Here is a 25,404-nt window from a genome sequence, read left to right on the forward strand (position 1 = left end):
GATCTTCGGGCCGACCGGGCGGATGGAGAACGGCCAGCGCCTCGTCCTCCTCAAGCAGATCCAGGCCTGGCGCGGCGACACCCACACGAGCGTGACGATCAAGCCCGTCATCGACCTCAACACCCCGTTGACCGCGCAGGGCTACGACATTCCCGACCGCATCCGCGAACAAGTGATCCTGCGCGACCGCACCTGCGTCTTCCCTGATTGCAGCCGACCCGCCCGGGGCTGCGACATCGATCATGTCGTCCCGTGGGACGAACACGCCGAAGCAGAGGGCAGACCCCAGCCCGGGCCGACCACGACGAGCAACCTCGCCGCGCTGTGCCGGTTCCACCACCGCCTCAAGACCCACTCTCCCTGGCGCTACGCCATGGTCGCGCCCGGGGTGTTCGAGTGGACGGCTCCCCACGGCCACCGCTACCGACGCGACCACACCGGCACCACCGAGCTCGACCCACCCGATCCACCCGGCATCCCACACCCCCGCCGACGATGACCCCGCCCCACACCCCGCCAGTCCCCACGATGGCGGGGACACAGGCGCGTCCTGCGCGCGGGCTCTCCCGTGCGGCAGACTCGGCGCATGTCCGCACAGCGACGCATCAGCAAGGCAGCATCCGGCAGACGCCAGCCGTGGCTGACCTTCTGGGGCGCGTCCGCGTGCGTCCTTGCCGTCTGTTTCCTCGCGGTGCTCCGGACGAGCGGCACCACCAGCGCCGGCCTGGTCCTACTGGGCGGCCCGATCGTCCTCGGCATCGCGGCGGCACTCTTCCACTCCACCCTGTCGCCAGTGCGCGACTCGGTCGCAGGAGCCGGCGACACGCGAGGCGCCTTCGAGAGTGGGGGCGTCGGCGACGCTGACGGCGGCGCCGGCGGCGGTGACAGCGCAGGGTGACGAGCACCCGGCGAGCGGCGGGGACGCGCGCCACCTCCGTGCGCAACGGCACATGGTCTAGACCACGACTAGGGTGCTGCCCATGGCGACCTCGACCTCGACCTCGGCAGAGCAGACCACCGTCCCCCGCTGGCGCATCATCGGCCCCGGACTCGTCGTCGCGGCGACAGGTGTCGGTGCCGCCGACCTGGTGGCGACGCTCATCGCGGGACAGAAGTTCGGCTACACCCTGCTGTGGTGCGTGGTCGTCGGCTGCCTGATGAAGATCGTGCTCGTCGAGGGCGCGGGACGCTACTCGCTCTCCACCGGGCGCACGATCTTCGAGGGCTGGCGCTCGCTCGGAGCGTGGACGACCTGGTACTTCGCGCCGTACATCGTGATCTGGGGCTTCGTCTACGGCGCCGCCGCGATGGCCGGGACGGGGCTCGCGCTCCAAGGGCTCCTCGGCGGGCTGTCGACGACCTGGTGGGGAATCTCCTCCGGCCTCCTCGGACTCGTGCTGGTGTGGAGCGGGCGCTACAACGTCTTCGAGAAGGTGCTCGCCGCCCTCGTCGGGATCATGTTCGTCACGATGGTCGGCGCGGCGCTGCTGACCACCCCCAACCTCGGCGAGGTGCTGACCGGCCTCGCCCCGCGCATCCCCGAGGACGGCCTCGTCAACACCCTCGCCCTCGCCGGCGGCGTCGGCGGCACGATCACCCTCGCCGCGTACGGCTACTGGTTGCGGGAGAAGGGCTGGAGCACCCCGCGCTACATGCGGGTCATGCGGATCGACAACTCCGTGGCCTACGTCGTCACCGGCATCTTCGTGCTCGCCACCCTGGTGGTCGGCGCCGAGCTGCTCTACTCCACCAGCGTCGCGATCGAGAGCGGCGACGCCGGCCTCCTCGACCTCGGCGCGGTGCTGCAGGACCGCTACGGACAGTGGGCCGGCAAGCTGTTCCTGCTGGGCTTCTGGGCCGCCGCGATGTCGTCGCTGGTCGGAGTCTGGAACGGCGTCAGCCTGATGTTCGCCGACTTCATGACCAACGTGACCGGCGGGGACGCGGCCGACGCCCGCGCCGGCGGCAAGTGGTACAGGGCCTACATCCTGTGGCTCACCTTCCCGCCGATGGTGATGATGTTCCTCGGCAAGCCGGTCTGGCTGATCCTCGCCTACGGCGTGCTCGGCGCATTCTTCATGCCGTTCCTCGCAGTCACCCTGCTCTGGCTGCTCAACACCGACCGCACCCCGGCGGAGTGGCGCAACAAGATCCACTCCAACGTGCTGATGGCGATCATCGCGCTCGCCTTCCTCGCGCTCTGCGTCAACGAGGTCCGCAAGGCCCTCGGCGGCGCCTGATCCTCACGCGCCCGTGGGGTGCCGGACCCACACGTTGGGCTCGACGTACGTCGCGGTCCCGTGCTCGGCGTCGCACATCACCGGCGCCAGCGCGCCCGGCACGACGACCGGGCCGGTCGTGTCGAACGGCAGCCCGGTCCACTCACGCCACTCCTCGACCGTCCCGGGGATGACCATCGAGCGGGGGCACACGCGGTCGATGCGGCCACCCGCACGCACGTGCACCCGCAGCCACGGGTCGACGGGCAGCCCGTCGTCGCGGGTGCGTCCGGCGTACGTCGCCATCGGCTCGTGGACGTCGCCCTTGCCGTTGGGCCGCACCGGCGCGAGCAGCTCGGAGAAACCGAGCCGTCCCGCGTTGTCGCGCAGCGCGGCGACGACCGTGCCCGACAGACCGGTCCCCTGCAGCCGCGGCTCGATGGCGATCTCCACCGCCGAGCAGGCGTCGGGCTGCCCACCCTGCAGCCTGGTCAGCAGGCCGCTGCGGATCGCGAAGTCCCACCCCGCGTCGGGCAGCTCGCCCTCAGGCAGCACGAACGGCACCGAGTGCGCCTTCGCGACCATCCGCCCCGACTCGTCGAGGCCGACCAGGACGTACTCGGCGAACTCCTCCAGCGAGGCGTAGTAGGAGTTGCCGATCGGGTCGTGCTTCATGAATTCCGGCCAGGTCGTCTCCATGTCCCAGAAGACGTCGATCAGCTTCGGTCGCTCCGCCAGCGTGACGAACTCCAGCTCCATGACGACCATTGTCGTCGGGGCTGCAACGGGTTTCAGAGCCGCTCGGCCACCCGCCGGGCCGCGACCTGCAGCACGTCCCACGCCGTCGCGAACGGAGGCGCGTAGGCGAGGTCCATCCAGGCGAGGTCGTCGACCGTGCCGCCGTGCCACAGCACGGCGGCCGCGGCGTCGATCCGCTTGCCGGCACCACGCCCGCCCACCACCTGCACCCCGAGCAGGCGCCGCGTGGTCCGGTCGGCCATCACCCAGAGGGTGATCGGCTCCGCCTCCGGCATGTAGCCGCTGGCCGTGCTGCCGTCGGTGACCACCACGACCGGCTCGAGCCCGGCCGCCTCGGCGTCGGCGCGCGAGAGCCCGGTCCGGGCGACCTCGAGGTGCACCTCGTCGTGGGAGAACCGCGTGATGGAGGTGTCGACCATGCCGTCGAAGGTCAGCGTGCCGCCGGCCAGGGAGTCGCCGAGCGCGCGGCCGTGCTTGGTGGCGTACGTCCCGAGCGGGCGGAACACCCACTGGTCGTCGAGGCGCCGGCGCACCTCGCAGCAGTCGCCCGCCGCCCACACGTGCTCGGCGACCCGCCCGTGCGGGTCGGGCCGCAGGGCGCCGTTGTCAGCCATCTCGAGACCGGAGCCGCGGAGGAACCCGGTGGCCGGACGCACACCGATCGCCAGCACCACGAGGTCGGCCTCCCGGCTGCCGCCGTCCCACCGCACTCCCGTCACGCGGTCGCCGTCGGTGTCGAGGCCGGTGACCTCCACGCCCAGGACGACCTCGGCGCCGGCGTCGCACAGCGCGAGGTCGACCCGCTCGGCCATCTCGTCCTCGAGCATCGACATGCCGCGCCCGCGCGTCAGCACCGTGACGCCGAACCCGTGGCGCATCGCCGCCTCGGCGACCTCGACGCCGACGTAGCCCGCGCCCACGACCACGACGTGGGCGCCGTCACCGGCCTCGGCGAACCGCTCGACCCAGGCCGCGCCGTCGTCGAGCGTCTTCACGACCCCGACCCCGGCGTACGTCGTGCCGTCCGGCCGCAGCGCCCAGTCGGGCACCACCGCGGGCGCGCCCGTGGCCACGACCAGCTCGTCGTAGTCGATCGTCTCGCCGTCGGCGGTGGTGACCGTACGCCCGGGCAGGTCGGCGGCGACGACCTCCACCCCGAGCCGCAGGTCGATCCCGGCCTCCCGGTGCGCCTCCGCGCTGCGGGCGACGAGCTCGTCGCCGCCGTCGACGTCGCCCGCCATCCAGTAGGGGATGCCGCAGGCGCTGTAGGACGTGTGGGTGCCGCGGTCGAGCACCGTGATCGCGAGCTCGCGCCCCGTGCGCCGCGCGGTCCGCAGCGCCTGGTGCGCCGCCGACATGCCGGCGGCGTCCGCGCCGACGACCACGACCCTGGTCACCGTGCCGGGCCCGCTCACTCCTCGGTCTGCTTCGCCCACAGGTTGACCCCCGAGTCCACGGCGTGGCGGTCGATCTCGGCGAGCTCGTCGTCGGTCAGCGGTGGACCGGAGAGGGCGTCGAGGTTCGTGTCGAGCTGCTCCACGCTCGAGGCACCGATCACCGCGCTGGTCACGCGCTCGTCGCGCAGCACCCACTGGAGGGCGAGCTGCGCGAGCTCCTGCCCGCGCGCCTCGGCGACGCGGTTCAGCGCCCGCACCCGCTCCAGCGTCTCGTCGTCGAGTCCGGCGAGCGTGGAGTCGGCGCGCGCGGCGCGCGAGTCCTGCGGCACGCCGGCGAGGTAGCGGTCGGTCAGCAGGCCCTGCGCGAGCGCGGTGAACGCGATGCAGCCCATCCCCTGCTGCTCGAGCTCGTCGAGCAGCCCGCCCTCGATCCACCGGTTGAGCATCGAGTAGGACGGTTGGTGGATCAGCAGCGGTGTGCCGAGGTCGCGCGCGATGTCGGCCGCCTGCCGGGTCCGCTCCGGGGAGTAGGACGAGATGCCGACGTAGAGCGCGCGTCCCGACCGCACCGCTGTGTCGAGCGCCCCCATCGTCTCCTCGAGCGGCGTGTCGGGGTCGAAGCGGTGGCTGTAGAAGATGTCGACGTAGTCGAGGCCGAGGCGCTCGAGCGACTGGTCGAGGGAGGCCAGGACGTACTTCCGCGACCCGCCGCCCTGCCCGTACGGTCCGGGCCACATGTCGTAGCCCGCCTTGGTCGAGATGACGAGCTCGTCCCGGTGCGGCTTGAAGTCGTCCGCGAGGTAGCGGCCGAAGTTCTCCTCGGCGCGGCCGTAGGGCGGCCCGTAGTTGTTGGCGAGGTCGAAGTGGGTGACCCCCCGGTCGAAGGCGCGCCGCAGGATCGCGCGCTGCGTCTCCTCGGGCCGGTCGGTGCCGAAGTTCTGCCAGAGCCCCAGCGACAGCGCGGGGAGCCGGAGCCCGCTGCGGCCGCAGGTCCGGTAGTGCATGCCCGTCCCGGCGTCGTACCTGTTCTCAGCTGCTGCGTAGGCCATGGCCCCCATCCTGCCCGGTCCGCGGTGGGCGGCGGTGGGCGGCGGTGGGGACCGGTGCGTACGGTGGACGGGTGGCAGGTCGCGTCGTCGTCGCACTGGCCGCGGCACTGGCCGCGGTGGCGACGGCCTGCGCCGCTGAGCAGCCGCCCCGGGCGGAGCCGGCGGCCGCGCCCGTCGAACGCCGGACGACCGACGCCCCCGCCGCGGCCGAGCCCACCGAGTCGGTGACCCCGGAGCCGGCGGCCCCCGAGCCGCGACGCTCGTTCGTCACCATCCCGGCGATCGGGCTGCGCGACTTTCCCGTGGTCCGCTACCGCGGGTCGCCCGACGACGCGCCGGGCACCGCGCTGCAGAACGCCGGCGACATGGCCTCGCCCCGAGGGCCGGGCGGCGGCGTCGGGCCCGGGGAGGTCGGCAACCACATCGTCACCGGTCACCGCCTGACCGGCACCGCCCCGTTGCGCGACTCCCCGTCGCTGCGTCGCGGCGACCGCATCCAGGTGCGCACGGGAGGCACCGTGTACGTCTACGAGGTGCGCCGCACCCGCTGGACGTCCTTCCGGCAGCCGGCGTCGCTGCGCGCCCAGAGCGCCGAGGTGCCCGGCCGCCCGGGCCGGACCGCCACGCGGGCGATGATCACCCTGTCGACCTGCGCGACGCCCGAGGACCACGCCGACGGCAACTACTGGTCGGACGAGTTCGACAACCCCGAGCACCGCATCGACAAGATCGGCGTGCTCGTCGCGACGCGTCCGGCCTGAGCCGCGCCGTACGTCCGGGCTCAGGCGCGGCGCGTCTCCAGCACCCGGAAGCCCTTGCTGCTCGCGAGTCGCTCGGTGGGCCAGCCCTGCTCCCCCAGCCAGCGCTGGAGCGAGTCGGCGCCGAGGTTCTTGCCGACCACCATCACCATCCGCCCGCCCGGGGCGAGCCGCGGCAGCCAGGTGAGCAGCAGCTCGTGCAGCGCCTCCTTGCCGATCCGGATCGGCGGGTTGGACCAGATCTCGTCGAAGACCTGGTCGCTGGGCACCTGCTCGGGCAGGCACGCCACGAAGCGTGAGCCGACGCCCGCGGCCCGGGCGTTGTCGTTGGCGAGCAGCAGGGCGCGCTCGTTGACGTCGACCGCCGTCACGTTGGACAGCGGGACCGCCTTCGCGATGGCGAGCCCGATCACGCCGTAGCCACACCCGAGGTCGAGGAACTGGCCCTGCACCGGGGGCTCCAGCTCCTTGAACAGCACGGCCGTCGCGTGGTCGAGGTGCCCGCGGCTGAACACGCCCGACCCGGTCTCGAGGCGCAGCTCGTGTCCCCACAGGTCAGCGGTGAACGACTCGCGCTCGAAGGGGACGGCGGGGTCGGCGGAGAAGTAGTGCTCAGGCATCGATCGCCTCTCGTCGGGCTCGGGCTCGCTCGGCCTGCGCGGCCAGCTCGTCGTCGTCGGGGTAGCCGACCTCCTCCAGGGTGAGGCCGTGGGCGTGCACGACCCGCACGCCCTGGTCGCGTCGCCGCCCGGCCATGACCTCGGCCGGCCAGGACGTCGGCCGACGCCCCTCGCCGACCGCGATCAGGCAGCCGACGAGCGCGCGCACCATGTTGTGGCAGAACGCGTCGGCGCGCACCGTGCCGACGACCAGCCCCGCGTCGTCGCGCCTCCACGCGAGGTCGAGCAGCGTGCGGACGGTGGTCGCGCCCTCGCGCTGCTTGCAGAAGGACGCGAAGTCCTGGAGACCCACCAGCGGCGCCGACGCCTCGTTCATCGCCGCGAGGTCGAGACGGCGTGGCCAGGTGAGGACGTGGCCGCGCACGAGCGGGTCGGCCAGCTCCTGGGCGTCCGCGATCCGGTAGGCGTAGCGCCGCCAGGTCGCCGAGAAGCGGGCGTCGAACCCGGCTGGCGCCTCGACCACGCGGCGTACGCGCACGTCGGGCGGCAGGATCCCGTCGACGCGGCGGGCCAGGGCGTCCAGCGGGGGGTCGCTGGACCGGCCGGCCGACGCCGCCACGACCTCGGCGTCCACGTCGAGGTGCGCGACCTGCCCCCGCGCGTGCACGCCCGCGTCCGTACGCCCGGCGACCGTCACCCGCACCTCGGGCAGCCGCAGCGCGGTGGCCAGCGCCGCCTCGATCGTGCCCTGCACCGTGCGGCGGCCTGGCTGCGCTGCCCAGCCGGAGAAGTCGGCGCCGTCGTAGGCACAGTCGATCCGCAGGCGCACGCAGCGATCCTAGGCGCACGCATTGTTCAACCAGATGGTTGACAAGACGGACGCACGCGACCTAGGTTGATCAACCAATCAGTTGAAGAAGGTGCACTCCGTGACCGACCAGCTCTCCCGGGTCTTCGCCGCTCTCGCCGACCCGACCCGCCGCGACATGGTCGCGCGCCTCACCGAGGCCGACCACACGGTCAACGAGCTGGCGGCCCCGTACGACGTCAGCGTCCAGGCCGTCTCCAAGCACGTGAAGGTGCTCGAGGAGGCCGGGCTGGTGTCGCGGAGCCGGGAGGCGCAGCGTCGCCCCGTGCACCTGGAAGCCGAGGTGTTCGACCTCATGACGAAGTGGATCGAGCGCTACCGCCGCCGGGCCGAGGAGCGCTACGCGGCGCTCGACGCCGTGCTCGCGCGGATGCAGGACGAGGACGGCCCCAGCCGCACCGACCAGGAAGGAACCGCATCATGACCACCACGCAGGACCCGCAGACCCGCTACCCCGAGGCCGCGATCATCGCCGACGACCGCGTGCCCGCCATCCACATCTGGCGCGACTTCACCGCCAGCCCCGCCCAGGTCTTCCGGGCGCACACCGACCCCGACCTGTTCGCCCAGTGGATCGGTCCCGACGGCATCGGGGCCGAGGTCACCCACTGGGACGCCCGCGACGGCGGCAGCTGGAGCTACACCGCGCGTGGCACCGACGGGCGCGAGGACTTCGAGACCTCGTTCCGCGGCTGTTTCCACACCGTGCGGCAGGACCGCATCGTCCAGACCTTCACCTGGGACGGGATGCCCGACGGGGTGGCGCTGGAGACCCTGACCTTCGAGGACCTCGGCGACGGGCACACCCGGCTGCACGCGGTCAGCCTCTGCGACTCGTTCGAGGACCGCGACGCCTGGCTGCGCAGCGGGATGGAGGACGGCATCAACGACGGCTACGCGGCGATCGACCGGATGGTCGCCGACGGCACGATCCGATGACCCTCCCCGACGACCCGGGCGCTCGCCACCGCGAGGTCGCCGGCGAGATGTCCCGGCTCGTCGCCGGAACGCCGGACTGGTCGGCACCCACCCCCGTCGCGGGCTGGACCGCGCGCGACGTCGTCGACCACCTCGTCACCTGGTTCCCCGGGTTCCTGTCCGCCGGGGGCGTCCACCTCGCCCCGGGCGTGCCCGCCGCCGAGGACCCCGTCGCCGCCTGGCAGCACCAGGCCGACGCCGTCCAGTCCCTCGTCGAGGACCGCGGCGCTGAGGACTTCACCCACCCCCACCTCGGCACCCAGCCCCTCGCGACGGCCGTCGACCGGTTCTACACCTCCGACGTCTTCATGCACTCCTGGGACCTCGCCCGAGCGGGCGGGCAGGAGCCCCGGCTCGACGAGGACCTCGCCGCCGACCTGCTCCGCGGGATGACGGCGATGGAGGACGCCCTGCGCGGCTCGGGGCACTACGGCCCCGCCGTGCCCGTGGCCGCCGACGCCCCCGTCGTCGACCGGCTGATGGGCTTCATCGGACGCGATACCGCCTGGCGACCTGTGCCCTGAGCCATGTCCCTCGAGGCGGCTACGGTGGCTCGATGAGGTACGTGGTGTACGGAGCGGGCGCGGTCGGCGGAGTCATCGGGGCCCACCTGCACGGCGCCGGCAGCCCCGTGACCCTCGTCGCCCGCGGCGCGCACCTCGCCGCCATCCGGGAGCACGGTCTGACGCTCGACGCGGGCGATGGCCGGCACCGCATCGACGCTGCGGCCACCGACAGCGCCGGAGACATCGACTGGACCGAGGACACCGTGGTGCTGCTGGCGGTGAAGTCGCACCAGACCGGCGCAGCGCTGGCCGACCTGCGCACCCACGCCCCGGGCGACGTACGTGTCGTGTGCGCCACCAACGGGATCGCCGCCGAGACCGCGACACTGCGCCTCTTCGCCCGGACGTACGCCCTGTGCGTGATGCTCCCGGCCACCCACCTCGAGCCGGGCGTCGTGGTCGCAGGCTGCCACCCCACCCCGGCGATCCTCGACGTCGGGCGGTTCCCGGGCGGCACCGACGCCACCACGGCGGCGGTGGCGGCCGACCTGCGCGCCGCGGGGATCGACTCGCTCGAACGCACCGACATCATGGCGATGAAGCGGCGCAAGCTGGTGATGAACCTCGGCAACGGGGTGGACGCCTCGTTCGCCCCCGGTACCGCCGCGGACGAGCTCGTGCGGCTCGCCCAGGAGGAGGGCGAGCGGGTGCTGGCCGCCGCGGGCGTCACCCTCGTCAGCGCCGAGGAGGACCGCGAGCGCCGGGGCTCCGTCCTGCGCCGGCGCCCCGACCTCGAGCGCGGCGGCGGGTCGACGTGGCAGAGCCTCGCCCGCGCCACCGGCGACTCCGAGATCGACTACCTCGCCGGGGAGATCGTGCTGCAGGGCCGACTGCTGGGTGTCCCGACCCCGGTCAACGAGTCGGTCGTCGCCGCGACCCGCGCCCTGGCGTACGCCGCGGGCCCGCCGCGCAGCCTGGACGCCGACGCGGTCCTGCGCTCCCTCTGACCCCGGACACGCACGAAGGCCCGCCACCCCAGCGGGGTGACGGGCCTGCGTGGCCGGCCTGGGATCAGGCCTTGGTGTCGTCCGACTCCTCGGCAGCCTCGGCGGCGGCCTCGTGCTCGGCGGCAGCGGCCTCGTGCTCCTCGGCAGCGGCCTCGTGCTCCTCGGCGGCGGCCTCGTGCTCGGCGGCGGCGGCCTCGTGCTCGGCGGCAGCGTCCTCGGCGGTGGTGTCCTCGACCTCGGTCTCCTCGGCAGCCGGCGCCGGAGCGGCAGCAGCCTCGGTCTTCTTGGTCGACGGCGCCTTGGGGCTGTAGGCCTCGGTCACCAGCTCGATGACCGCCATGGGGGCGTTGTCGCCCTTGCGGGGGCCGATCTTGGTGATGCGGGTGTAGCCACCGGGACGCTCGGCGAAGGTCGGCGCGATCTCGGTGAACAGCGTGTGCACGACCGACTTGTCGCGGATGGTCTTGAGGACCTCACGACGGTTGTGCAGGTCGCCGCGCTTGGCCTTGGTGATCAGCTTCTCCGCGACCGGGCGCAGCATGCGCGCGCGGGTCTCGGTGGTGGTGATCCGGCCGTGCTCGAACAGGGCGGTGGCCAGGTTCGACAGCATCAGGCGCTGGTGGGCCGGGCTGCCGCCGAGGCGGGGGCCCTTCTTGGGCTTGGGCATGTGGTGCCTTCCTTCTCTCGGGCCGTGTCAGGTACCCGGGTAGACGACCGGCGGGCGCCGGTCGGTTTGTCAGAGCTGCTCGTCCTCGATGAACGCGTCGTCGTCATCGTCGCCGTAGGCGGCGAGGGCGGCGTGCGGGTCGAAGCCCGGAGCGCTGTCCTTGAGCGAGAGGCCCATCTCGACGAGCTTGGCCTTCACCTCGTCGATCGACTTCGCGCCGAAGTTGCGGATGTCGAGCAGGTCCTGCTCGGAGCGGGAGATGAGCTCACCCACGGTGTGGATGCCCTCGCGCTTGAGGCAGTTGTAGCTGCGGACGGTGAGCTGCAGGTCCTCGACCGGGAGGGCGAGGTCGGCGGCGAGCTGCTCGTCGACGGGCGACGGGCCGATGTCGATGCCCTCCGCCTCGACGTTGAGCTCACGCGCCAGGCCGAAGAGCTCGACGAGCGTCTTGCCGGCCGAGGCGATCGCGTCGCGGGGGCGGATCGACGGCTTGGTCTCGACGTCGATGACGAGCTTGTCGAAGTCGGTGCGCTGCTCGACTCGGGTGGCCTCGACCTTGTAGGTCACCTTCAGCACCGGGCTGTAGATCGAGTCGACCGGCATGCGGCCGATCTCGTTGTCCGCGCCCTTGTTCTGCACCGAGGAGACGTAGCCGCGGCCGCGCTCGACGACCAGCTCCATCTCCAGCTTGCCCTTGTCGGACAGCGTGGCGATCTTGAGCTCGGGGTTGTGCACCTCGACACCGGCGGGCGGGGTGATGTCGGCGGCGGTGACGTCACCGGCACCCGACTTGCGCAGGTACATCACGACCGGCTCGTCGTGCTCGGAGGAGACGACGATGCCCTTGAGGTTGAGGATGATCTCGGTCATGTCCTCGGTGACGCCCTCGATGGTCGAGAACTCGTGGAGGACGGAGTCGACCTTGATGCTGGTGACCGAGGCACCCGGGATCGAGCTGAGGAGCGTACGACGCAGCGAGTTGCCGAGCGTGTAGCCGAAGCCGGGCTCGAGGGGCTCGATGACGAACCGCGAACGGAACTCGTCGACGGTCTCTTCCGTGAGGGTCGGGCGCTGAGCGATAAGCACGGAGTTTTTCCTTTCCGGATCCACCCACTATTTGACGGATCCGAACCTGATGAGGTTGGCGGAGAAGAAGGAATGGGGCTGCGCCGACGGCCACCGGGTCACGGTGGCCGCCGGCGATGGATCACTTCTTGGAGTAGAACTCCACGATCAGCTGCTCCTGGACCGGGACGTCGATCTGCGCGCGGACCGGGACCTGGTGCACGAGGATGCGCATCCGCGAGGGGATGACCTCCATCCACGCGGGGACGACGCGCTCGCCGTGGGTCTCACGGGCCACGATCAGCGGGGTCATCTCGAGCGACTTCTCGCGCACGTCGATGATGTCGTGGTCGGTGACCTGGAAGGACGGGATGTCGACCTTCTTGCCGTTGACCAGGAAGTGGCCGTGCACGACGAGCTGGCGGGCCTGGCGGCGCGTACGGGCGAAGCCGGCGCGGTAGACCACGTTGTCGAGGCGGCACTCGAGGAGCTGCAGGAGGTTGTCGCCGGTCTTGCCCTGGCGACGGCTGGCCTCCTTGTAGTAGCGGACGAACTGCTTCTCCATCACGCCGTAGGTGAAGCGAGCCTTCTGCTTCTCACGAAGCTGCAGGAGGTACTCGGACTCCTTGATGCGACCGCGGCCGTGCTGGCCGGGGGCGTACGGACGCTTCTCGAAGGCAGCGTCGCCGCCGACGAGGTCGACACCGAGACGGCGCGACTTGCGGGTCATGGGACCGGTGTAGCGGGCCATGTTTCAGTCTCTCTTTCTCAGTCTCGGGTCAGACGCGGCGGCGCTTGGGCGGCCGGCATCCGTTGTGCGGGGTGGGCGTGACGTCCTGGATGGTGCCGACCTCGAGGCCGATGGCACCCAGCGACCGGATGGCGGTCTCACGACCCGAGCCCGGACCCTTGACGAAGACGTCGATCTTCTTCATGCCGTGGTCCATGGCGCGTCGGCCGGCGGCCTCGGCTGCCATCTGGGCGGCGAAGGGGGTGGACTTGCGCGAGCCCTTGAAGCCGACGGTGCCGGCAGAGGCCCACGAGATCACCGCACCGGTCGGGTCGGTGATCGTGACGATGGTGTTGTTGAACGTGCTCTTGATGTGGGCTTCGCCCTGAGCGATGTTCTTCTTCTCCTTGCGGCGCACCTTGGTCGCGCGGCTCTTGGGAGGCATTCAGTAACTCCTGAGTTTCTGGTCTGGAAGCTTCGTGGAGGAAGAGGTCAGTGAGACGCCGTGAGGCGTGCGATCACTTGGCCTTCTTCTTGCCGGCGACGGTGCGCTTGGGGCCCTTGCGGGTGCGCGCGTTGGTCTTGGTGCGCTGACCGCGGACCGGGAGGCCCATGCGGTGGCGACGACCCTGGTAGCTGCCGATCTCGATCTTGCGGCGGATGTCCGCCTGGACCTCACGGCGGAGGTCACCCTCGATCTTGAAGTTGGCTTCGATCTCGTCGCGAAGCTTGACCAGCTCCTCGTCACCGAGCGTGTGGACCCGGGCGTTCGGGTCGACGCCGGTGGCGGCCAGGAGCTGCTGGGCGCGGGTACGGCCGATGCCGTAGATGTAGGTGAGAGCGACCTCGATGCGCTTGTCGCGCGGGAGGTCAACACCAACGAGGCGTGCCATGTGGCGGTTTCCTTGTCTGTTCTCGCATCGGTTTCGGTTCGTGTCGCGTCCCATCCCGCCTCGGGTGGGCTCCGGCCGGTGCTCCGGAGGTGACTTCGGCCCAGGCGGTGCCTGGCCTAGCGATCACGTTGTGGGTGTTTCAGGTGTCGGTCCTGCTCAACCCTGCCGCTGCTTGTGGCGGGGGTTCTCGCAGATGACCATGACCCGGCCGTGACGGCGGATGACCTTGCACTTGTCACAGATGGGCTTGACGCTCGGGTTGACCTTCATGTCAACGATTCCTTGCTGCTCGGCTGGATTACTTGTAGCGGTAGACGATCCGACCCCGGGTGAGGTCGTACGGCGAGAGCTCCACCACGACCCGGTCCTCGGGGAGGATCCGGATGTAGTGCTGTCGCATCTTGCCGCTGATGTGCGCGAGCACCTTGTGCCCGTTGGCCAGCTCCACACGGAACATGGCGTTGGGAAGGGCCTCCACGACGGTGCCCTCGATCTCGATCACGCCTTCTTTCTTCGGCATGTCCTCCACAATCTGTTGTCTGTTGCCTACCGTGGCCCGGGAACCGCCCGACCCCTGCGGACAGGGGCTCGGTGGACCTCGTGAGGCGTCTCCGAGGTCCTCATCCCCGGGCACACGGGCGACCGCCGCAGGGCGATCACACGAGGTCCGGGCAGCCGCGAGGCACCACGAAGCACAGCCCACGTTGGGCCGACGCACCAGTTTAGTCAGGCGTACGCCGAGAACGCCAATCAGCACGGCGGCGGAGGCGGGTCGCCGCCGACGCGACACGCCCGGCAACGGGGGCCGGGCCGCTGGTGGGGTCCGCGGCCTCCTCGGCGGAGGGTGAGGCACCGCGGGCGGGAGACGTACGGCGGAACGAGCGCAGGCTGACCGCGGCCCGGGCGCGCTGCCAACGGCCCACCTCCTGCGACATGGCCCGGCGCTCCGCGTCGACCGACTCCCAGAAGGTCGCCGCGGCCGTCACCTCCGGCACCCCCGGCCCGAAGACGAAGCTGTCGGCTCGTCGAGCGAGCGAGGTGGCCTGCCGCGAGACGATGCCCGCCGACTGCTCGCGCCGGGTCACGGTCGGACCGAGCGGCACGACCTGGCCGAGGTCGCGGGCATGGTCGACGAGCTCGCGCCAGGCACCGACGAAGCGCGCGGACGGCGAGTCGGCGCTGCGGCGACGGTGCCGTCGCCACGCCTTCAGGCCGATGACCGCGCCCAGCAGCAGGGCGACGAGCAGGAGCGGACCGCCGACGTAGGTCAGCACGACGCCCACCCACCCGGGCACGCCCGGGATGAGTCCCTCCTCCTCGTCGTCGGCCTCCTTGCGCTTGGTCTTGCGCTCCTTGAGGTCGGCGTCGCTCTGCTCCCCGGCGTCGGACGGCGGCGGGATCGGGTTGGGCGGCGGGATGACGGTGCCGGACATCGGCGTGTTGGTCTCGGGCACCTGGTCCGCAGGCGGGGTGGTCGACATGAACCTCTCGGTCGGCAGCGTCTTCCACGAGCCGTCGGCGGCACGCAGCTCCACCCAGGCCTGCACGTCCTTGCCGGTGACGCGGCCGCCCTCCGGCACCACCGCGCCGAGCACGACTCGTGCCGGGACGCCGATGTCGTTGGCGATCAGGGCCATGGTGGCGGCGTACTGCTCGTCGTTGCCCACGATCTGGGGAGCGTTCACGAACTCGTCCGACAGCCGCCAGACGCTGTGGCCCGCGACGTAGATGCGCTCGGTGCGACCGATGCCGTCGGAGTACTTGCCCTCGGAGCGCAGGTGCTCGGCCGCGGCCAGCACCCGGTCCATCGGGTCGGCACCCGCCTTCTCGGTCCACTTCTCGGCGGGGCCCTGGATGAACGCGGCGCCTTGGGGCAGCGGCGCCAGGTCGGAGGACCCGACGGTGTCCTCCCCCAGCTCGTCGTCCGGCTCGACGGCGGTGAACGAGTAGCGGTCGCCCGGCTGCATGCCGCTCGGCACGACCGCGGTGGAGGTCGCGAGGTTGTAGCGGAAGATCTCGGCCTTCGCGCGCGCGTCGCCGGTCTCGAAGCGCATCGACCGGAGCGCACCGACCGTGGGCAGCCAGACGCCGCTCCACCCCTCCCCGAGCGTGACTGTTGCGTCGACCTCGGTGCCCTCCACCGGGTTGTCGATCGTCGAGGACACTCGCTGGAAGGAGTCGTCGGCCGGGCCGGGCAACGCGTTGTCCGTGGCCCCCCAGACCATCCCGTCGTAGCGGTCCATCGTGGCGAACCGGACCCGGGTGTCGGCCGGGACGCCCTCGATGTCGAGCAGCGTCTTGTCGTAGACGTTGGCCGGGTCGTCCTTGCCCTTGAGGTCGACGTACTTGCGGAACCCCGCCAGCGGCGACGGGTAGCGACCGATGTCGAACGGCGGCTCGACCCAGTTGCGGGCGACGGTGCGCTCGGCGTCGTCGTCGGCGAACAGCGCACTGGCCGGGTGGGCGAGTGCGGCGGCGAGACCGAGCATCGCGACCGCCCCGGCCGCGCGGGTCCAGGACCTGCTGCCACCCTGCACGGTCGCGCTGGCCCGGCGGGCCCGGATCGCCAGCCACGCGAGCGCGAGGCCTGCGAAGACCGACCCTTGCACGAGCAGGGACTGCGGGTGTCGCACCCCGAGCAGGATCACCCCGCAGAGCACCACCGTCATCCCGGCCACCGGCAGCACCGCGGCCAGCCACGCGCGGCGTACGGGGAGGTGCGCGAGCGCGAGGCCGACCATTCCGGCCAGCATGCCGCTCAGCCACGGGAGGACGAGCAACGGTCCGTCGCCGTCGACGGGAGGCAGCGTGGTGAGGAGGTCCTTCCAGCCGAAGATCGCCTGGTCGGCCACGCGGGCCAGCGTCGTCCCGCCGGGCAGGGCGTACGCGTCGCCCAGCGAGCGCAGGGTGAGGGGTCCCCCGAGCAGGAAGAACAGGACCAGGCAGATCACCACGGCCGAGATGACCGGCCAGCCCGCCGCCCTGGTGAGATGGGTGACGACCACCGCGATCACGGCCCCGACCATCCCGACCACGAGGTAGGCCGTGCCGGTGAACGAGGTGCCGAAGGCGCTCAGGGCCACGCCCGTGAGTGCGAGGGTGAAGGCGATGTCGATCCACGAGTGCCTGTCGGGCACTAGGGCATGGGGACGTACGCGCGTGCGGGTGCTCGTGGTGGAAGCGCGGGACGGGGTTTCTCTCATCGGACGCTCCACCGCAGGAGGCCGCCGAGGTCCTCCTTGGCGGCGAGGTGCAGGACCGGCAGGCCGCCGGTCTCGGTGACGCGGCTGGTGCCGGCGGGGTCGACGACGATGCCGAACCGGCGCACCTCGGGCGGGAAGGCCGCCGCCGAGCGGAGCATGTCGGTGAAGGCCGACTCGCTGCCGCCGACGAGGAAGACGAGGCTCGTGTCGGGGGCCAGCACGCTGGCCTGGCGCCCGGAGTCGACGAGCCCGCGGTCGCCGAAGTCGGCTCGGCAGACCGCGTCGAGGGCGAGGTGACCGTCGGAGCCGGTCGAGGCGTGGCTGCCGCAGACGAACGACACGTCGAACTCGTCGAGCACGGCGCGCACCGCGATGGACGCCGCGACCGCCATCGCGGTCTCGAAGTCCTCGGGGTCGGCCCACGACGCGAGCCGGTCGTCGACCACGATCGTGGCGTGGCTGCGCCGCGTGTCGAGGTACTGGCGCACCAGCAGCGCCGACTCGCCGGTGGAGGCCATCACCTTGGCCGAGGACCGCCAGTGGATGTGGCGCAGGTCGTCGCCGGGGACGTACTCGCGCAGCGCGTGGAAGGCCAGGTCGCTCTGGCTGACGGCGTCGGTGGAGACACCCTCGAGGTCGCGCAGCAGGCCCGCGCCGAGCGACTCCATCGGCACGAGGTGCGGACGCACCAGCACCTCGCGCACCGGGGTCCACACCACGTCGCGCGAGAAGATGCCGACCGGGTCTCCGCGACGGGTCATGGCCGGTCCGACCGCGATCACCCCGCGCCGCTCGGTGCGGATCGTGAAGGACTCCTCGTGGACGGCGCCGGGGGCGAGCGAGCTGATGCCGTAGCGGTGGACGGCGGACCCGACGGGGACCTCCAGGGTGGTCGGGACGAGCCGCGAGGAGGCGCGGTTGACGACGACGACGCCGGCCGCCACCGACTCCCCCGCCGCGACCCGCTCGGGCTGCAGCCGCAGGTCGACCGACACCGAGGTGCGCCCCAGGAGGAACGGCAGGGCGAGCACGACCAGCGCCAGGCACGCTGCGCCGAGGACCGCGAGCTCGCGCCACTGCGTGAGCGTGGCGACCAGGAGCGCGCCCAGGCCCAGTGCGAGGACCAGCCAGCCGATCGGCTTGACGACCTCGAGCGCGTCGTTCAAACGCTGCCTCATCGGTGTGGTCAGGCCCCCACGCGGTCGGTCGGCGGAGCGACGGAGTCGAGCAGCCGCGAGATCACGGTGTGGACGTCGACCCCGCTGAACTGCGCCTCGGCGTCCAGCAGCAGTCGGTGCGAGAGCACCGGCTCGGCGAGGTCCTTGATGTCGTCGGGCACGACGTGGTCGCGGCCGTCGGCGGCCGCCCACGTCTTCGCGACACGGACGAACGCCAGGCACCCACGCGCGGACAGCCCGAGCTTGACGTGCGGCTGTCGGCGGGACTCCTCGGCGAGCTCGGCGACGTAGCCGACCACGGCGGGGTCGACGTAGACCTCGTCGGCGAGCCCGCTCATCTGCGCGATCGTGGCCGCGGTGATGACCGGCGTGACCAGCGCGGCGCGGTCGCGGACCGCAGCGTTGTTGAGCAGCTCCACGGTGGCCTGGCGGTCGGGGTAGCCGACGGACGTCTTCATCAGGAAGCGGTCCAGCTGCGCCTCGGGCAGGCGGTAGGTGCCGGCCTGCTCGATCGGGTTCTGGGTGGCGATCACCAGGAACGGCTTGCCGACCGGGTGGGCGACGCCGTCGACGGTGACGCGTCCCTCCTCCATCACCTCGAGCAGCGCCGACTGGGTCTTGGGCGAGGCCCGGTTGATCTCGTCGGCGAGCACGATCGTGTGGAAGATCGGGCCGGGGTGGAACTCGAAGGTGCCCTTGTGCTGGTCGTAGACCGTCACGCCGGTGACGTCGGAGGGCAGCAGGTCGGGGGTGAACTGGATGCGCGCGTGGCTGCCCTGGACGGTGTTGGCGAGCGCCCGGGCGAGCATCGTCTTGCCGGTGCCCGGGAAGTCCTCCAGCAGGACGTGGCCCTCGGACAGCAGGCAGGTCAGCGCCAGCCGTACGACATGGCGCTTGCCGAGGACGGCCTTCTCCATGTTGTCGGTGAGCTGGTCGAAGGTGGACTTGAACCACTCGGCCTGTTCGTGGCTGATCGTCATGCTGCTCCTGTCACGGGTGGTTGAGCGGGGTCTGCGCTAGTCCGACGGCCAGGCGAAGGTGGAGGCTGCTTCCTTGCCGTAAAAGCCGGTCCCCTTGCAGAAGACCGTGACCGTCCCCGAGGGGTAGTACCAGCTGGTCTCCTCGGTGACGGACCCGAAGAACGTCGCGTTGAAGCTGTAGGTCTTGCTCCAGTTGGGGAAGCCGTTGTTGGCGTTGTTGCTCACCGCGCAGGTGAAGGGCTCGAAGAAGCCGGAGGCGGTGAAGTTGACGAAACCGCAGGTGGCCACCTCGCACGGGTAGTCCTTGTTGTCCCAACAGTTGTTCTGCGGTTCGTTGTCAGCGTCGTTGCACTTGGCGCCGCGCGACGCCGACACGCCGGGGGGTGGCGCGTCGCTCCTCGCGTCGTCCCTCGCATAGTCGCTGCCGCGGTTGCCGGGAGAAATGTCCTCGAGCCACAGCTCGAGCCGTACGTCCTGCGCGAAGTCGTCGGCGACGACCGTGATGGGTTGGCTGAAGGACCCGACGGACGTGAGGTCGATGAACTGGTCGGCACCACCGTTGACCTGATAGCGCAGCCGAGCGGCATCCCCGTTGCTCGAGCCCCTCGCCGTCCATGTCAGGTTCCGGCCGTTCACCGTGGGGTTGTCGAGGTCGTCGAGCATGTTGGTGAGCGGTCCGTAGGTCTGCACGCTCTGCGTGCCGCTCAGGGTGCACCCGGCCGGCGCCTTCTCGTTGCACACGCGCAGCTGCACCGGGTAGGGCTGCTCGTTGCTGGGCACCTGGATCCGGGTCGTGTGCGTGCCGGTCCGCTGGGCGAACGTCTCGACCGCGATGCCGCCCACCAGGATCTCGACGCGGCTCGTCTCGCCGCGCGAGTCCGGCACCGTGTACTGGACCTCGGCCTCCTGGCTCGCACCCGTGGCATAGGACCGGAAGGGTCCCCAGGCGGCCGGCCGGCCGACGGCTTCGATCGAGGCGCCCTCGCTCGGCTGCGACCGGTTCCCCGGCTCGCCGACGGGCTGGTTGGCGGCGACGACCCGGTAGGTGTAGACGAGCCCGTCGTAGGGCACGCCGGTGTGGGTGCAGGTCAGGGACGCGGTCCGCTGGCAGCCGGGGACGATCCCCGACTCCGCGCCGTTGCTGTAGGTGACGTTGTAGACGGTGGGGCCCGGCCCCTCGGGGGAGACCGCCTGCCACGCGATCCGCACGCTGGTCTGGTTGGCGCCCGACTCGAGGTCGGTCAGCGTCGGAGCCGGCGGGGGCGGGGGCGTGCCGAGGGGTTGCATCTCCGGCGACAGCCGAGCCGGCGAGTAGCCGACGATGTTCTGCGCCTTGATGGAGAACACGTACTTCTCGTTGTTGTCGAGCCCGGTGGCCACGAAGCTGGTCGAGTCGCCCGACACGACGGTCTGCCCCCCGACCCAGGTGACCGTGTAGTCGAGGATCCGCGAGGTCTGGGTGGAGGGCTTGTCCCACGCCACCGTGATTCGTCCGTCGCCGCGGTCGGCCATCCGGATGTTCTGCACCCGCCCGGGCGCCGTGTCGGCCTGGGCCGAGCGGGACAGCTCGCTCCACTCGCTGCCGCCGACCCGGTTGACCGCCTGGACCCGGAAGCTGTAGCGCCCACCGGTCCGCAGCTTGCGGAACACGCACTCGTTGGTGTCGCAGCGCTGGGTCGTGCCCCTGCGCTCCTCACGCACCACGTAGTGGGTGATCGGCGCGCCGCCGTCGTCGTCCGGGGGCCTCCACGACATCTTGATGGCACCCACCTCGCCCTGCGTCTGGTAGGGCCGTGGCTCGCCGGGCTGGCTGGGGGTGCCGATCACCTGGAACTGGATGCTGCCGTCAGCGGTCCGCGAGGGTGGGGGGTCGGCGGACGACACGTCGCTGACCACCAGCCTGAAGCTGGCCCGGACGCCGCGCGTGTCACGCTCCGCGGTGAGCGTGAGCCGACTGCCGTCTGCCGTTGCGCGGATCCCGGGGTTCGCGCCGGTGTTGCGGACCGACACGATGTTCGGGCTGGGGTTCGACACGCCGGACTGGAGGTAGGCCCCGATGTCGTAGCTTCGGCTCTGGCCCGCCTCCATCGTCTCCACCCTGATCGGCAGCAGCCGCGGCGGGGGAGCCTGCGCGAGGCGGAACCGCACCTCCTGGGCGTTGCTCTCGCCGGCGCGGACCGTCAGCACGGCCTCGCCGCCCTGAGTGGCGCTCTCGTCGGCGACCACCGGGACGACCGAGCCCACGACGGACCCCACGGCGACCCCGTCGACGGGCTGGCTCCACTCGGCCGAGTAGTCCAGGCCCGCAGCGTCACGGGGATCGACGGTGAACACCTTGCAGAAGGTCGCGATGTCGAGGTCGAAACGCTGCCCGGCGGCCATGGGCACCACCGTGGAGGGGCACTCGAGGCTGGGTGAGTCGTCGCCGACCTGCACCGGGATCGACAACAGGGCGGTCACGCCGTCCGCCGTCGTCGTGGTGTCCTCGTTGCCGCTCGCGTCCTGCGCCGTCGTGACCTCGACGAGGACCGCACCGGGGCCGCGGAAGTCGGCCGGGGCGGTCAGGGAGAAGCGGTTGTCCCCGTCCGGGCCCACGGTCAGCCTGGTGGGCGAGGCCGACCAAGAACGCCGCCCGGACGCGAGCCGTACGTCGGCGCCGTCGGGCGCGGCGACGTAGTCGGAGAGACGCCCCGTCGTGCTGTCGCCCGAGTCGAGCTCGATGAGGGCGTCGGGCAGGACGTAGGGCAGACCGTTGCCGGTCGGCGGGACGTAGACCGAGGCCACCGCGACCGCGCCGTCGGAGTCGCGCACCTCGAAGGGAAGCACCTTGGGGGAGGTCCCCCGGTCGACTCGTACCTCCGAGCCGCCGCCGACCACACGCGCCGACGGGTCGCCCGAGACGTCGGTGACCTCCAGGTCGTCGGCGTCGCCGTCGGGGTCGTAGGCCCCCTCGAGGACGTCGACCACGACGCTGCCGCTGTCGTCCGCGCGGCCGAAGGCGTCGTAGACGACAGGCGGGTTGTTGTGGTCGGCCACCGTCGTCAGGGTCATCGTCGCGCGGGACTCGTCGAGGCCGTTGGTCACGCGGTAGACCACGACGACCGGCGCATCGCCGGTCTGCTCCGGTGCCGTGACCGTCACCAGGTTGGTCCTCGGGTCGAGGCTCGCCCCGTCCGGGGCGTCGAGCAGCTCCACCTCCACGGCGTCGCCGGAGGCGATGAAGTCATTGGCCAGCGGGTCGAACGTCGCGGTGCGTCCGGGCGCCACCGTCAGCCGGTCCTCGACCGCGAGCGGCGGCTGGGGCTGCCCCGGCTGCACGACGGCGACGCGCACGGTGCCCGTGGCGAACGCCCCCTGCGCGTCGACGACCGAGTAGCTGAACTCGTCGGTCCCGACCGTGCGCGGGTAGGCCTGGTACTCGAGGAAGTTGCCGCCGTAGGCGGTGATGCGGCCGAGCCGGGGCGCGGAGGTGATGCCCGTGACCGTGACGGGGTCGCCGTTGCGGTCCACCCCCACCCCGGGGACGCGGATCTTCACGGAGTCCCCGGAGACGACCCGGCCCTCGAGCGTCGGGGGCTCTGGCGGGTCGTTGGGGTCGTCGGCCGGCACGACCGTGACCTTCAGCGTCCCGGACGCCCGCTTGCCCTCGAGGTTCTGGGCGACGTAGGTGATGGTGTAGGTGTCCCGCTCCTCGATCCGCTCCGGCGCGACATAGCGAACCACTCGCCCGGAGACGAAGGCCCTGCCGACGTCACCGGTGACGTCGATCGGCGCCGTGACGTCGAGCTGACCCGGGGTCCTGCTGCCGACGAGGTCGTTGAGCAGGGTGAGACGGTCACCGGCCGGCGAGACGTCGTTGTCGAGCACCGGGGCCGACACCGACGCCCCCGCCCGCACCACGACCTTGTCCGAGACGGTGACCGGCGTGTTGTCGGCCGGCGCGGGACGCTGGGTGACGACCACCTCACCACGTACGCCGTTGCTGGTGCCGTTGCTGATGGTGTAGGCGACCGTCTGGGTGGCCGGAGCGAGGTCGGGGCGGGTCGCGGAGATCCGGAGCCACCGCCCGTCGACGATCGCCACGTCGAGCTGGTCGCCGCGGTCCGCGACGGCACGCTGGACGACGAGCAGTCCGCCCGCGGGATCGAGGTCGTTGGCGAGGACGTCGACGATGCCGGGCGCCTGGCCGAAGACGGTGAGGGTGTCGGGCATCGCGACCGGCTCGGCGGCACGCTTGGGGGGCGGCTTGACGTCGACGCGGATCGTGCCCTGGTCGAGCGGCGCGTTGCCGTAGCCGGCGTCGTAGCTGAGGAAGTAGGTGCCCGCGCGGTCGCCGGTGAAGGTCAGCTGCCCGGAGTCGAGGTCGGAGACGACCTTGGAGCCGGGCTGCTGCGGCACCTTGCCGCCCAGGCTCAGCTCGGCGTCGGGGTCGTTGGGGTCCGAGCCCGGCAGGTCGTTGAGCAGCGGGCGGATCTTGATCGGCTTGCCGACCTCGCCGCGCACCACGTCGGGCTGGGCGCTGGGGGCGAACGCCTTCTGGTCCTTGGGCGCCTGGACCTGGAAGGTCATCGACCTGCGGACCGCGCCGGAGCGGCCGTCGGTGACGGCGAAGTCCACCTTGACCAGCTGTTGGCCGTCGGCGGGACCGGTCGGGGCGGTGAAGCGGATCCGGCCGTCGGCGGTGGTCCGGGCCCGGGCGCCCGACTCCTCCCCGCCGACCGCCTCGGCGGAGTCGAGCAGGAGCGTGTCACCGTCGCTGTCGTCGCGCCAGTCGGACAGCACGGGCACCGAGAGCGCGCCGCCGTGCGGCACCTTGTAGGTGGGCTTCTCGTAGCCCTCACGCAGCGTGGGGGGTTCGTTCTGCTCGGCTCCGCGCACCTCGATGTCGACGGCGGCGTTCGCCGAGAGGCCGTTGCGACCGTCGTCGATGTAGTAGTCGAAGGTGGCCGGTCGGGCGTCGTCGGGCATCTGCAGCACGAGGGTCTGCCCGTCGGGGCTGATCTCGACCCGGGCACCTCCCGCCGGCTGCTCGACGTCGACGATGCTGAGCAGCCGACCCTGCGGGGCCGAGTCGTTGTCGAGCGGGTGCAGCACCGTGGTGCGACCGGCACGGACGCCGTAGGAGTCGGGCTTCGCGCGGGGCGGGCGCCTGTCGGCGTCGCTCTGGTTCTCGTTCTCCTTGTCCTCGTCGTCGTCCTTCTTCTTCTTCGACGTGAACGCGTCCCAGTTGTCGATCCTGGCCGGCTTGTCCTCCTGGACGTCCCACACCGTGCCGCTGTTGGCGTCGTTGAGCACGATCTCGCCGCGGTTGACGCGGAAGGCCAGGCTGGTGGCGTTGCCGGTGAGGTCGCGCTCGTTGACCTCCTGCGAGCCGCACTGGACCGCCACGGCCCCGAGGCCGCCCGACCAGGCACCGAAGACGCAGGCGCCGAGGCGGACGGGCTCGGCCGGAGCGCCCGAGCTGTCGGAGACCGACGTGGTCTCGCCCGACTCCAGGTCGACGCTGAGGAGGCCGTCCGGTGCACCGACGAGCACGGCGTCGTACGCCGGTCCGGCCTGCTGCAGCACGCTGCCCGGGGGGACGGACACGGTCGCTCCGTCGACCACGCTCAGCACACCGGCGTCGGCGTCCAGCGTGACGACCCGGTCCCCCACCGTGGTGACGTGGGAGACGACGCCCGCGTCACCCGGGAGGTCCTGCACCACCGGCTCGGCGAAGGAGGTGGCACGGGGCGCGAGCGTCGTGACCGACCGCTCCTCCGTCGAGGTCACCACCACGGTGCCGTCGAGGCCGACGGCGAGGGCAGCCCCCTCGCCCGTCTCGGCCAGGGGCTCGGCCTGTCGGTCGACGGCGGTCACCACGGGCTTGCCGACCTGGCTGTCGTAGCGCACGGCCCAGACCTCGCCGGTCTCGGCGTCGGCGGCGGCCAGCGTCCCGCCGGCCATCCGCACGTCGCCGTTGACCGGGACCGCGGCCGAGCCACCGTCCTGGGCCTCGAGCCTGCTGGTCTCGATCGACTGGCCGCGAGCGGCGTTGCGGTCGAGGACGACGACCGCGGCACCGTCCTGCACCACGTCGAGGCGCGCCTTGCCGCCCTCACCGGGGACGACGCCGTCGAGCTGGTTGATCGGCTTGTTGAGCCGCCCCGACCAGCCGAGCTTGCCGTTGACCACCCAGACGCCGCCGTCGTTGAGCTCGGCCTCGTGCTTCTTGTAGCCCTCGGCGGAGAGGGCGTACGTCACGACAGCGACGCTCGCGACCGTCAGGGCGAGGCCGGATGCGATGCCCACCCGGTGACGACGCAGAGCAGTCGTACGTCCCACGCAAGCCCCCCTTGGCCCCACGGATGGCGTGCGCCCACCGCAGCCACCCACAGGAGGGTATGTATGTCGCGGAGGTTCCGACAAGTTTCCGACAAATCCTGACCATGTGCGCCGGACTGGTCCCATGGGTGATGATGGAGCGGTGGGCGTGTACGAGGGGAGCCGACGTTGATCGTGGAAGCGCGGTACGCCAGGGGGTCTGG

At 71.7% G+C, this 25,404-nt stretch carries 24 protein-coding genes; 8 read left to right on the top strand and 16 right to left on the bottom strand.

The annotated features are described in order from the left end of the window. The 3 genes from IE200_RS04435 to IE200_RS04445 all read left to right on the top strand — a co-directional run. A partial coding sequence (locus tag IE200_RS04435; protein ID WP_191278179.1) for an HNH endonuclease signature motif containing protein occupies nt 1-499 on the top strand: 499 nt, incomplete at its 5' end. Between the two features lie 87 nt (nt 500-586). Then, complete coding sequence (locus tag IE200_RS04440; RefSeq protein ID WP_191278180.1) at nt 587-898, top strand: hypothetical protein; 312 nt, start codon at nt 587-589, stop codon at nt 896-898. 82 nt (nt 899-980) lie between these two features. After that, nucleotides 981-2,240 (top strand): Nramp family divalent metal transporter, encoded by a 1,260-nt coding sequence (locus IE200_RS04445; RefSeq protein ID WP_191278181.1) that lies wholly within the window; start codon nt 981-983, stop codon nt 2,238-2,240. Nucleotides 2,241-2,243: 3 nt separating this feature from the next. Here the strand turns inward: IE200_RS04445 and IE200_RS04450 are convergent, their stop codons facing one another. From IE200_RS04450 to mgrA, 3 genes are read right to left on the bottom strand one after another with little or no spacing between them, the layout of a single operon-like run. Next, nucleotides 2,244-2,978 carry an N-acetyltransferase gene (locus IE200_RS04450; protein ID WP_191278182.1) on the bottom strand — a complete coding sequence of 245 codons (735 nt, stop codon included), beginning with the start codon at nt 2,976-2,978 and terminating at the stop codon, nt 2,244-2,246. Between the two features lie 32 nt (nt 2,979-3,010). Further along, entirely contained in the window at nt 3,011-4,414 is a 1,404-nt protein-coding gene (locus tag IE200_RS04455) for an FAD-dependent oxidoreductase (RefSeq protein ID WP_229856109.1), read from the bottom strand. Beyond that, entirely contained in the window at nt 4,390-5,424 is a 1,035-nt protein-coding gene (gene mgrA / locus IE200_RS04460) for an L-glyceraldehyde 3-phosphate reductase (protein WP_191278183.1), read from the bottom strand. Before mgrA ends, IE200_RS04455 begins: the two co-directional genes overlap by 25 nt. A gap of 71 nt (nt 5,425-5,495) precedes the next feature. Between mgrA and IE200_RS04465 the strand changes: the two genes are divergently transcribed. Next, the gene (locus IE200_RS04465; protein ID WP_229856112.1) at nt 5,496-6,185 is read left to right on the top strand and encodes a sortase domain-containing protein; all 690 of its coding nucleotides are present in this window, start codon (nt 5,496-5,498) and stop codon (nt 6,183-6,185) included. Between the two features lie 20 nt (nt 6,186-6,205). On the opposite strand, the gene IE200_RS04470 is transcribed toward IE200_RS04465, so the two are convergent. Together IE200_RS04470 and truA are read right to left on the bottom strand one after the other, a co-directional pair. Beyond that, on the bottom strand, nt 6,206-6,802 hold the full coding sequence (locus tag IE200_RS04470) for a class I SAM-dependent methyltransferase (RefSeq protein ID WP_191278184.1): 597 nt from the start codon (nt 6,800-6,802) through the stop codon (nt 6,206-6,208). Then, complete coding sequence (gene truA, locus IE200_RS04475; RefSeq protein ID WP_191278185.1) at nt 6,795-7,631, bottom strand: tRNA pseudouridine(38-40) synthase TruA; 837 nt, start codon at nt 7,629-7,631, stop codon at nt 6,795-6,797. Before truA ends, IE200_RS04470 begins: the two co-directional genes overlap by 8 nt. 100 nt (nt 7,632-7,731) lie before the next feature. Here truA and IE200_RS04480 point away from each other — a divergent pair, with 100 nt between their 5' ends. From IE200_RS04480 to IE200_RS04495, 4 genes are read left to right on the top strand one after another with little or no spacing between them, the layout of a single operon-like run. Further along, nucleotides 7,732-8,094 (top strand): ArsR/SmtB family transcription factor, encoded by a 363-nt coding sequence (locus IE200_RS04480; protein WP_191278186.1) that lies wholly within the window; start codon nt 7,732-7,734, stop codon nt 8,092-8,094. Further along, nucleotides 8,091-8,609, top strand: coding sequence for an SRPBCC domain-containing protein (locus IE200_RS04485; RefSeq protein ID WP_191278187.1), 519 nt, complete (start codon nt 8,091-8,093; stop codon nt 8,607-8,609). Before IE200_RS04480 ends, IE200_RS04485 begins: the two co-directional genes overlap by 4 nt. Further along, nucleotides 8,606-9,172 carry a TIGR03086 family metal-binding protein gene (locus tag IE200_RS04490; RefSeq protein ID WP_191278188.1) on the top strand — a complete coding sequence of 189 codons (567 nt, stop codon included), beginning with the start codon at nt 8,606-8,608 and terminating at the stop codon, nt 9,170-9,172. The genes IE200_RS04485 and IE200_RS04490 overlap by 4 nt, the downstream gene beginning before the upstream one ends. Before the next feature lie 32 nt (nt 9,173-9,204). Continuing rightward, nucleotides 9,205-10,161: a ketopantoate reductase family protein gene (locus IE200_RS04495; protein WP_191278189.1), complete on the top strand. Its 957-nt coding sequence runs from the start codon at nt 9,205-9,207 to the stop codon at nt 10,159-10,161. Between the two features lie 64 nt (nt 10,162-10,225). On the opposite strand, the gene rplQ is transcribed toward IE200_RS04495, so the two are convergent. From rplQ to IE200_RS04550, 11 genes are all read right to left on the bottom strand, one after another. After that, nucleotides 10,226-10,828 carry a 50S ribosomal protein L17 gene (gene rplQ, locus IE200_RS04500; protein WP_191278190.1) on the bottom strand — a complete coding sequence of 201 codons (603 nt, stop codon included), beginning with the start codon at nt 10,826-10,828 and terminating at the stop codon, nt 10,226-10,228. 69 nt (nt 10,829-10,897) lie between these two features. Further along, on the bottom strand, nt 10,898-11,914 hold the full coding sequence (locus IE200_RS04505; RefSeq protein WP_121141540.1) for a DNA-directed RNA polymerase subunit alpha: 1,017 nt from the start codon (nt 11,912-11,914) through the stop codon (nt 10,898-10,900). A 121-nt stretch (nt 11,915-12,035) separates the two neighbouring features. Next, nucleotides 12,036-12,644, bottom strand: coding sequence for a 30S ribosomal protein S4 (gene rpsD / locus IE200_RS04510; RefSeq protein ID WP_191278191.1), 609 nt, complete (start codon nt 12,642-12,644; stop codon nt 12,036-12,038). 28 nt (nt 12,645-12,672) lie between these two features. Continuing rightward, the gene (gene rpsK / locus IE200_RS04515) at nt 12,673-13,068 is read right to left on the bottom strand and encodes a 30S ribosomal protein S11 (protein ID WP_010831742.1); all 396 of its coding nucleotides are present in this window, start codon (nt 13,066-13,068) and stop codon (nt 12,673-12,675) included. A 73-nt stretch (nt 13,069-13,141) separates the two neighbouring features. Beyond that, nucleotides 13,142-13,516, bottom strand: coding sequence for a 30S ribosomal protein S13 (rpsM, locus tag IE200_RS04520; RefSeq protein WP_116570804.1), 375 nt, complete (start codon nt 13,514-13,516; stop codon nt 13,142-13,144). Between the two features lie 156 nt (nt 13,517-13,672). Beyond that, entirely contained in the window at nt 13,673-13,786 is a 114-nt protein-coding gene (rpmJ, locus tag IE200_RS04525) for a 50S ribosomal protein L36 (RefSeq protein WP_004008316.1), read from the bottom strand. A 28-nt stretch (nt 13,787-13,814) separates the two neighbouring features. Continuing rightward, nucleotides 13,815-14,036, bottom strand: coding sequence for a translation initiation factor IF-1 (infA, locus tag IE200_RS04530; protein ID WP_056599768.1), 222 nt, complete (start codon nt 14,034-14,036; stop codon nt 13,815-13,817). A gap of 202 nt (nt 14,037-14,238) precedes the next feature. Continuing rightward, entirely contained in the window at nt 14,239-16,653 is a 2,415-nt protein-coding gene (locus IE200_RS04535) for a transglutaminase-like domain-containing protein (RefSeq protein WP_191278192.1), read from the bottom strand. 62 nt (nt 16,654-16,715) lie between these two features. Continuing rightward, entirely contained in the window at nt 16,716-17,897 is a 1,182-nt protein-coding gene (locus tag IE200_RS04540; RefSeq protein ID WP_191278193.1) for a DUF58 domain-containing protein, read from the bottom strand. A gap of 8 nt (nt 17,898-17,905) precedes the next feature. Continuing rightward, nucleotides 17,906-18,877: an AAA family ATPase gene (locus tag IE200_RS04545; protein ID WP_191278194.1), complete on the bottom strand. Its 972-nt coding sequence runs from the start codon at nt 18,875-18,877 to the stop codon at nt 17,906-17,908. 36 nt (nt 18,878-18,913) lie between these two features. Further along, nucleotides 18,914-25,201, bottom strand: coding sequence for an Ig-like domain-containing protein (locus tag IE200_RS04550; RefSeq protein ID WP_191278195.1), 6,288 nt, complete (start codon nt 25,199-25,201; stop codon nt 18,914-18,916). Between the last annotated feature and the right edge of the window lie 203 nt (nt 25,202-25,404).

Source organism: Nocardioides flavus (ex Wang et al. 2016), assembly GCF_014653115.1.
Classification (GTDB): domain Bacteria; phylum Actinomycetota; class Actinomycetes; order Propionibacteriales; family Nocardioidaceae; genus Nocardioides; species Nocardioides flavus.

Coding starts and splice junctions, on each gene's coding strand:
- IE200_RS04440 (WP_191278180.1), top strand. CDS start 587: ATGTCCGCACAGCGACGCATCAGCAAGGCAGCATCCGGCAGACGCCAG.
- IE200_RS04445 (WP_191278181.1), top strand. CDS start 981: ATGGCGACCTCGACCTCGACCTCGGCAGAGCAGACCACCGTCCCCCGC.
- IE200_RS04450 (WP_191278182.1), bottom strand. CDS start 2,978: ATGGAGCTGGAGTTCGTCACGCTGGCGGAGCGACCGAAGCTGATCGAC.
- mgrA (WP_191278183.1), bottom strand. CDS start 5,424: ATGGCCTACGCAGCAGCTGAGAACAGGTACGACGCCGGGACGGGCATG.
- IE200_RS04470 (WP_191278184.1), bottom strand. CDS start 6,802: ATGCCTGAGCACTACTTCTCCGCCGACCCCGCCGTCCCCTTCGAGCGC.
- IE200_RS04485 (WP_191278187.1), top strand. CDS start 8,091: ATGACCACCACGCAGGACCCGCAGACCCGCTACCCCGAGGCCGCGATC.
- IE200_RS04490 (WP_191278188.1), top strand. CDS start 8,606: ATGACCCTCCCCGACGACCCGGGCGCTCGCCACCGCGAGGTCGCCGGC.
- IE200_RS04495 (WP_191278189.1), top strand. CDS start 9,205: ATGAGGTACGTGGTGTACGGAGCGGGCGCGGTCGGCGGAGTCATCGGG.
- rplQ (WP_191278190.1), bottom strand. CDS start 10,828: ATGCCCAAGCCCAAGAAGGGCCCCCGCCTCGGCGGCAGCCCGGCCCAC.
- rpsD (WP_191278191.1), bottom strand. CDS start 12,644: ATGGCCCGCTACACCGGTCCCATGACCCGCAAGTCGCGCCGTCTCGGT.
- rpsK (WP_010831742.1), bottom strand. CDS start 13,068: ATGCCTCCCAAGAGCCGCGCGACCAAGGTGCGCCGCAAGGAGAAGAAG.
- rpsM (WP_116570804.1), bottom strand. CDS start 13,516: ATGGCACGCCTCGTTGGTGTTGACCTCCCGCGCGACAAGCGCATCGAG.
- rpmJ (WP_004008316.1), bottom strand. CDS start 13,786: ATGAAGGTCAACCCGAGCGTCAAGCCCATCTGTGACAAGTGCAAGGTC.
- infA (WP_056599768.1), bottom strand. CDS start 14,036: ATGCCGAAGAAAGAAGGCGTGATCGAGATCGAGGGCACCGTCGTGGAG.
- IE200_RS04540 (WP_191278193.1), bottom strand. CDS start 17,897: ATGAGGCAGCGTTTGAACGACGCGCTCGAGGTCGTCAAGCCGATCGGC.
- IE200_RS04545 (WP_191278194.1), bottom strand. CDS start 18,877: ATGACGATCAGCCACGAACAGGCCGAGTGGTTCAAGTCCACCTTCGAC.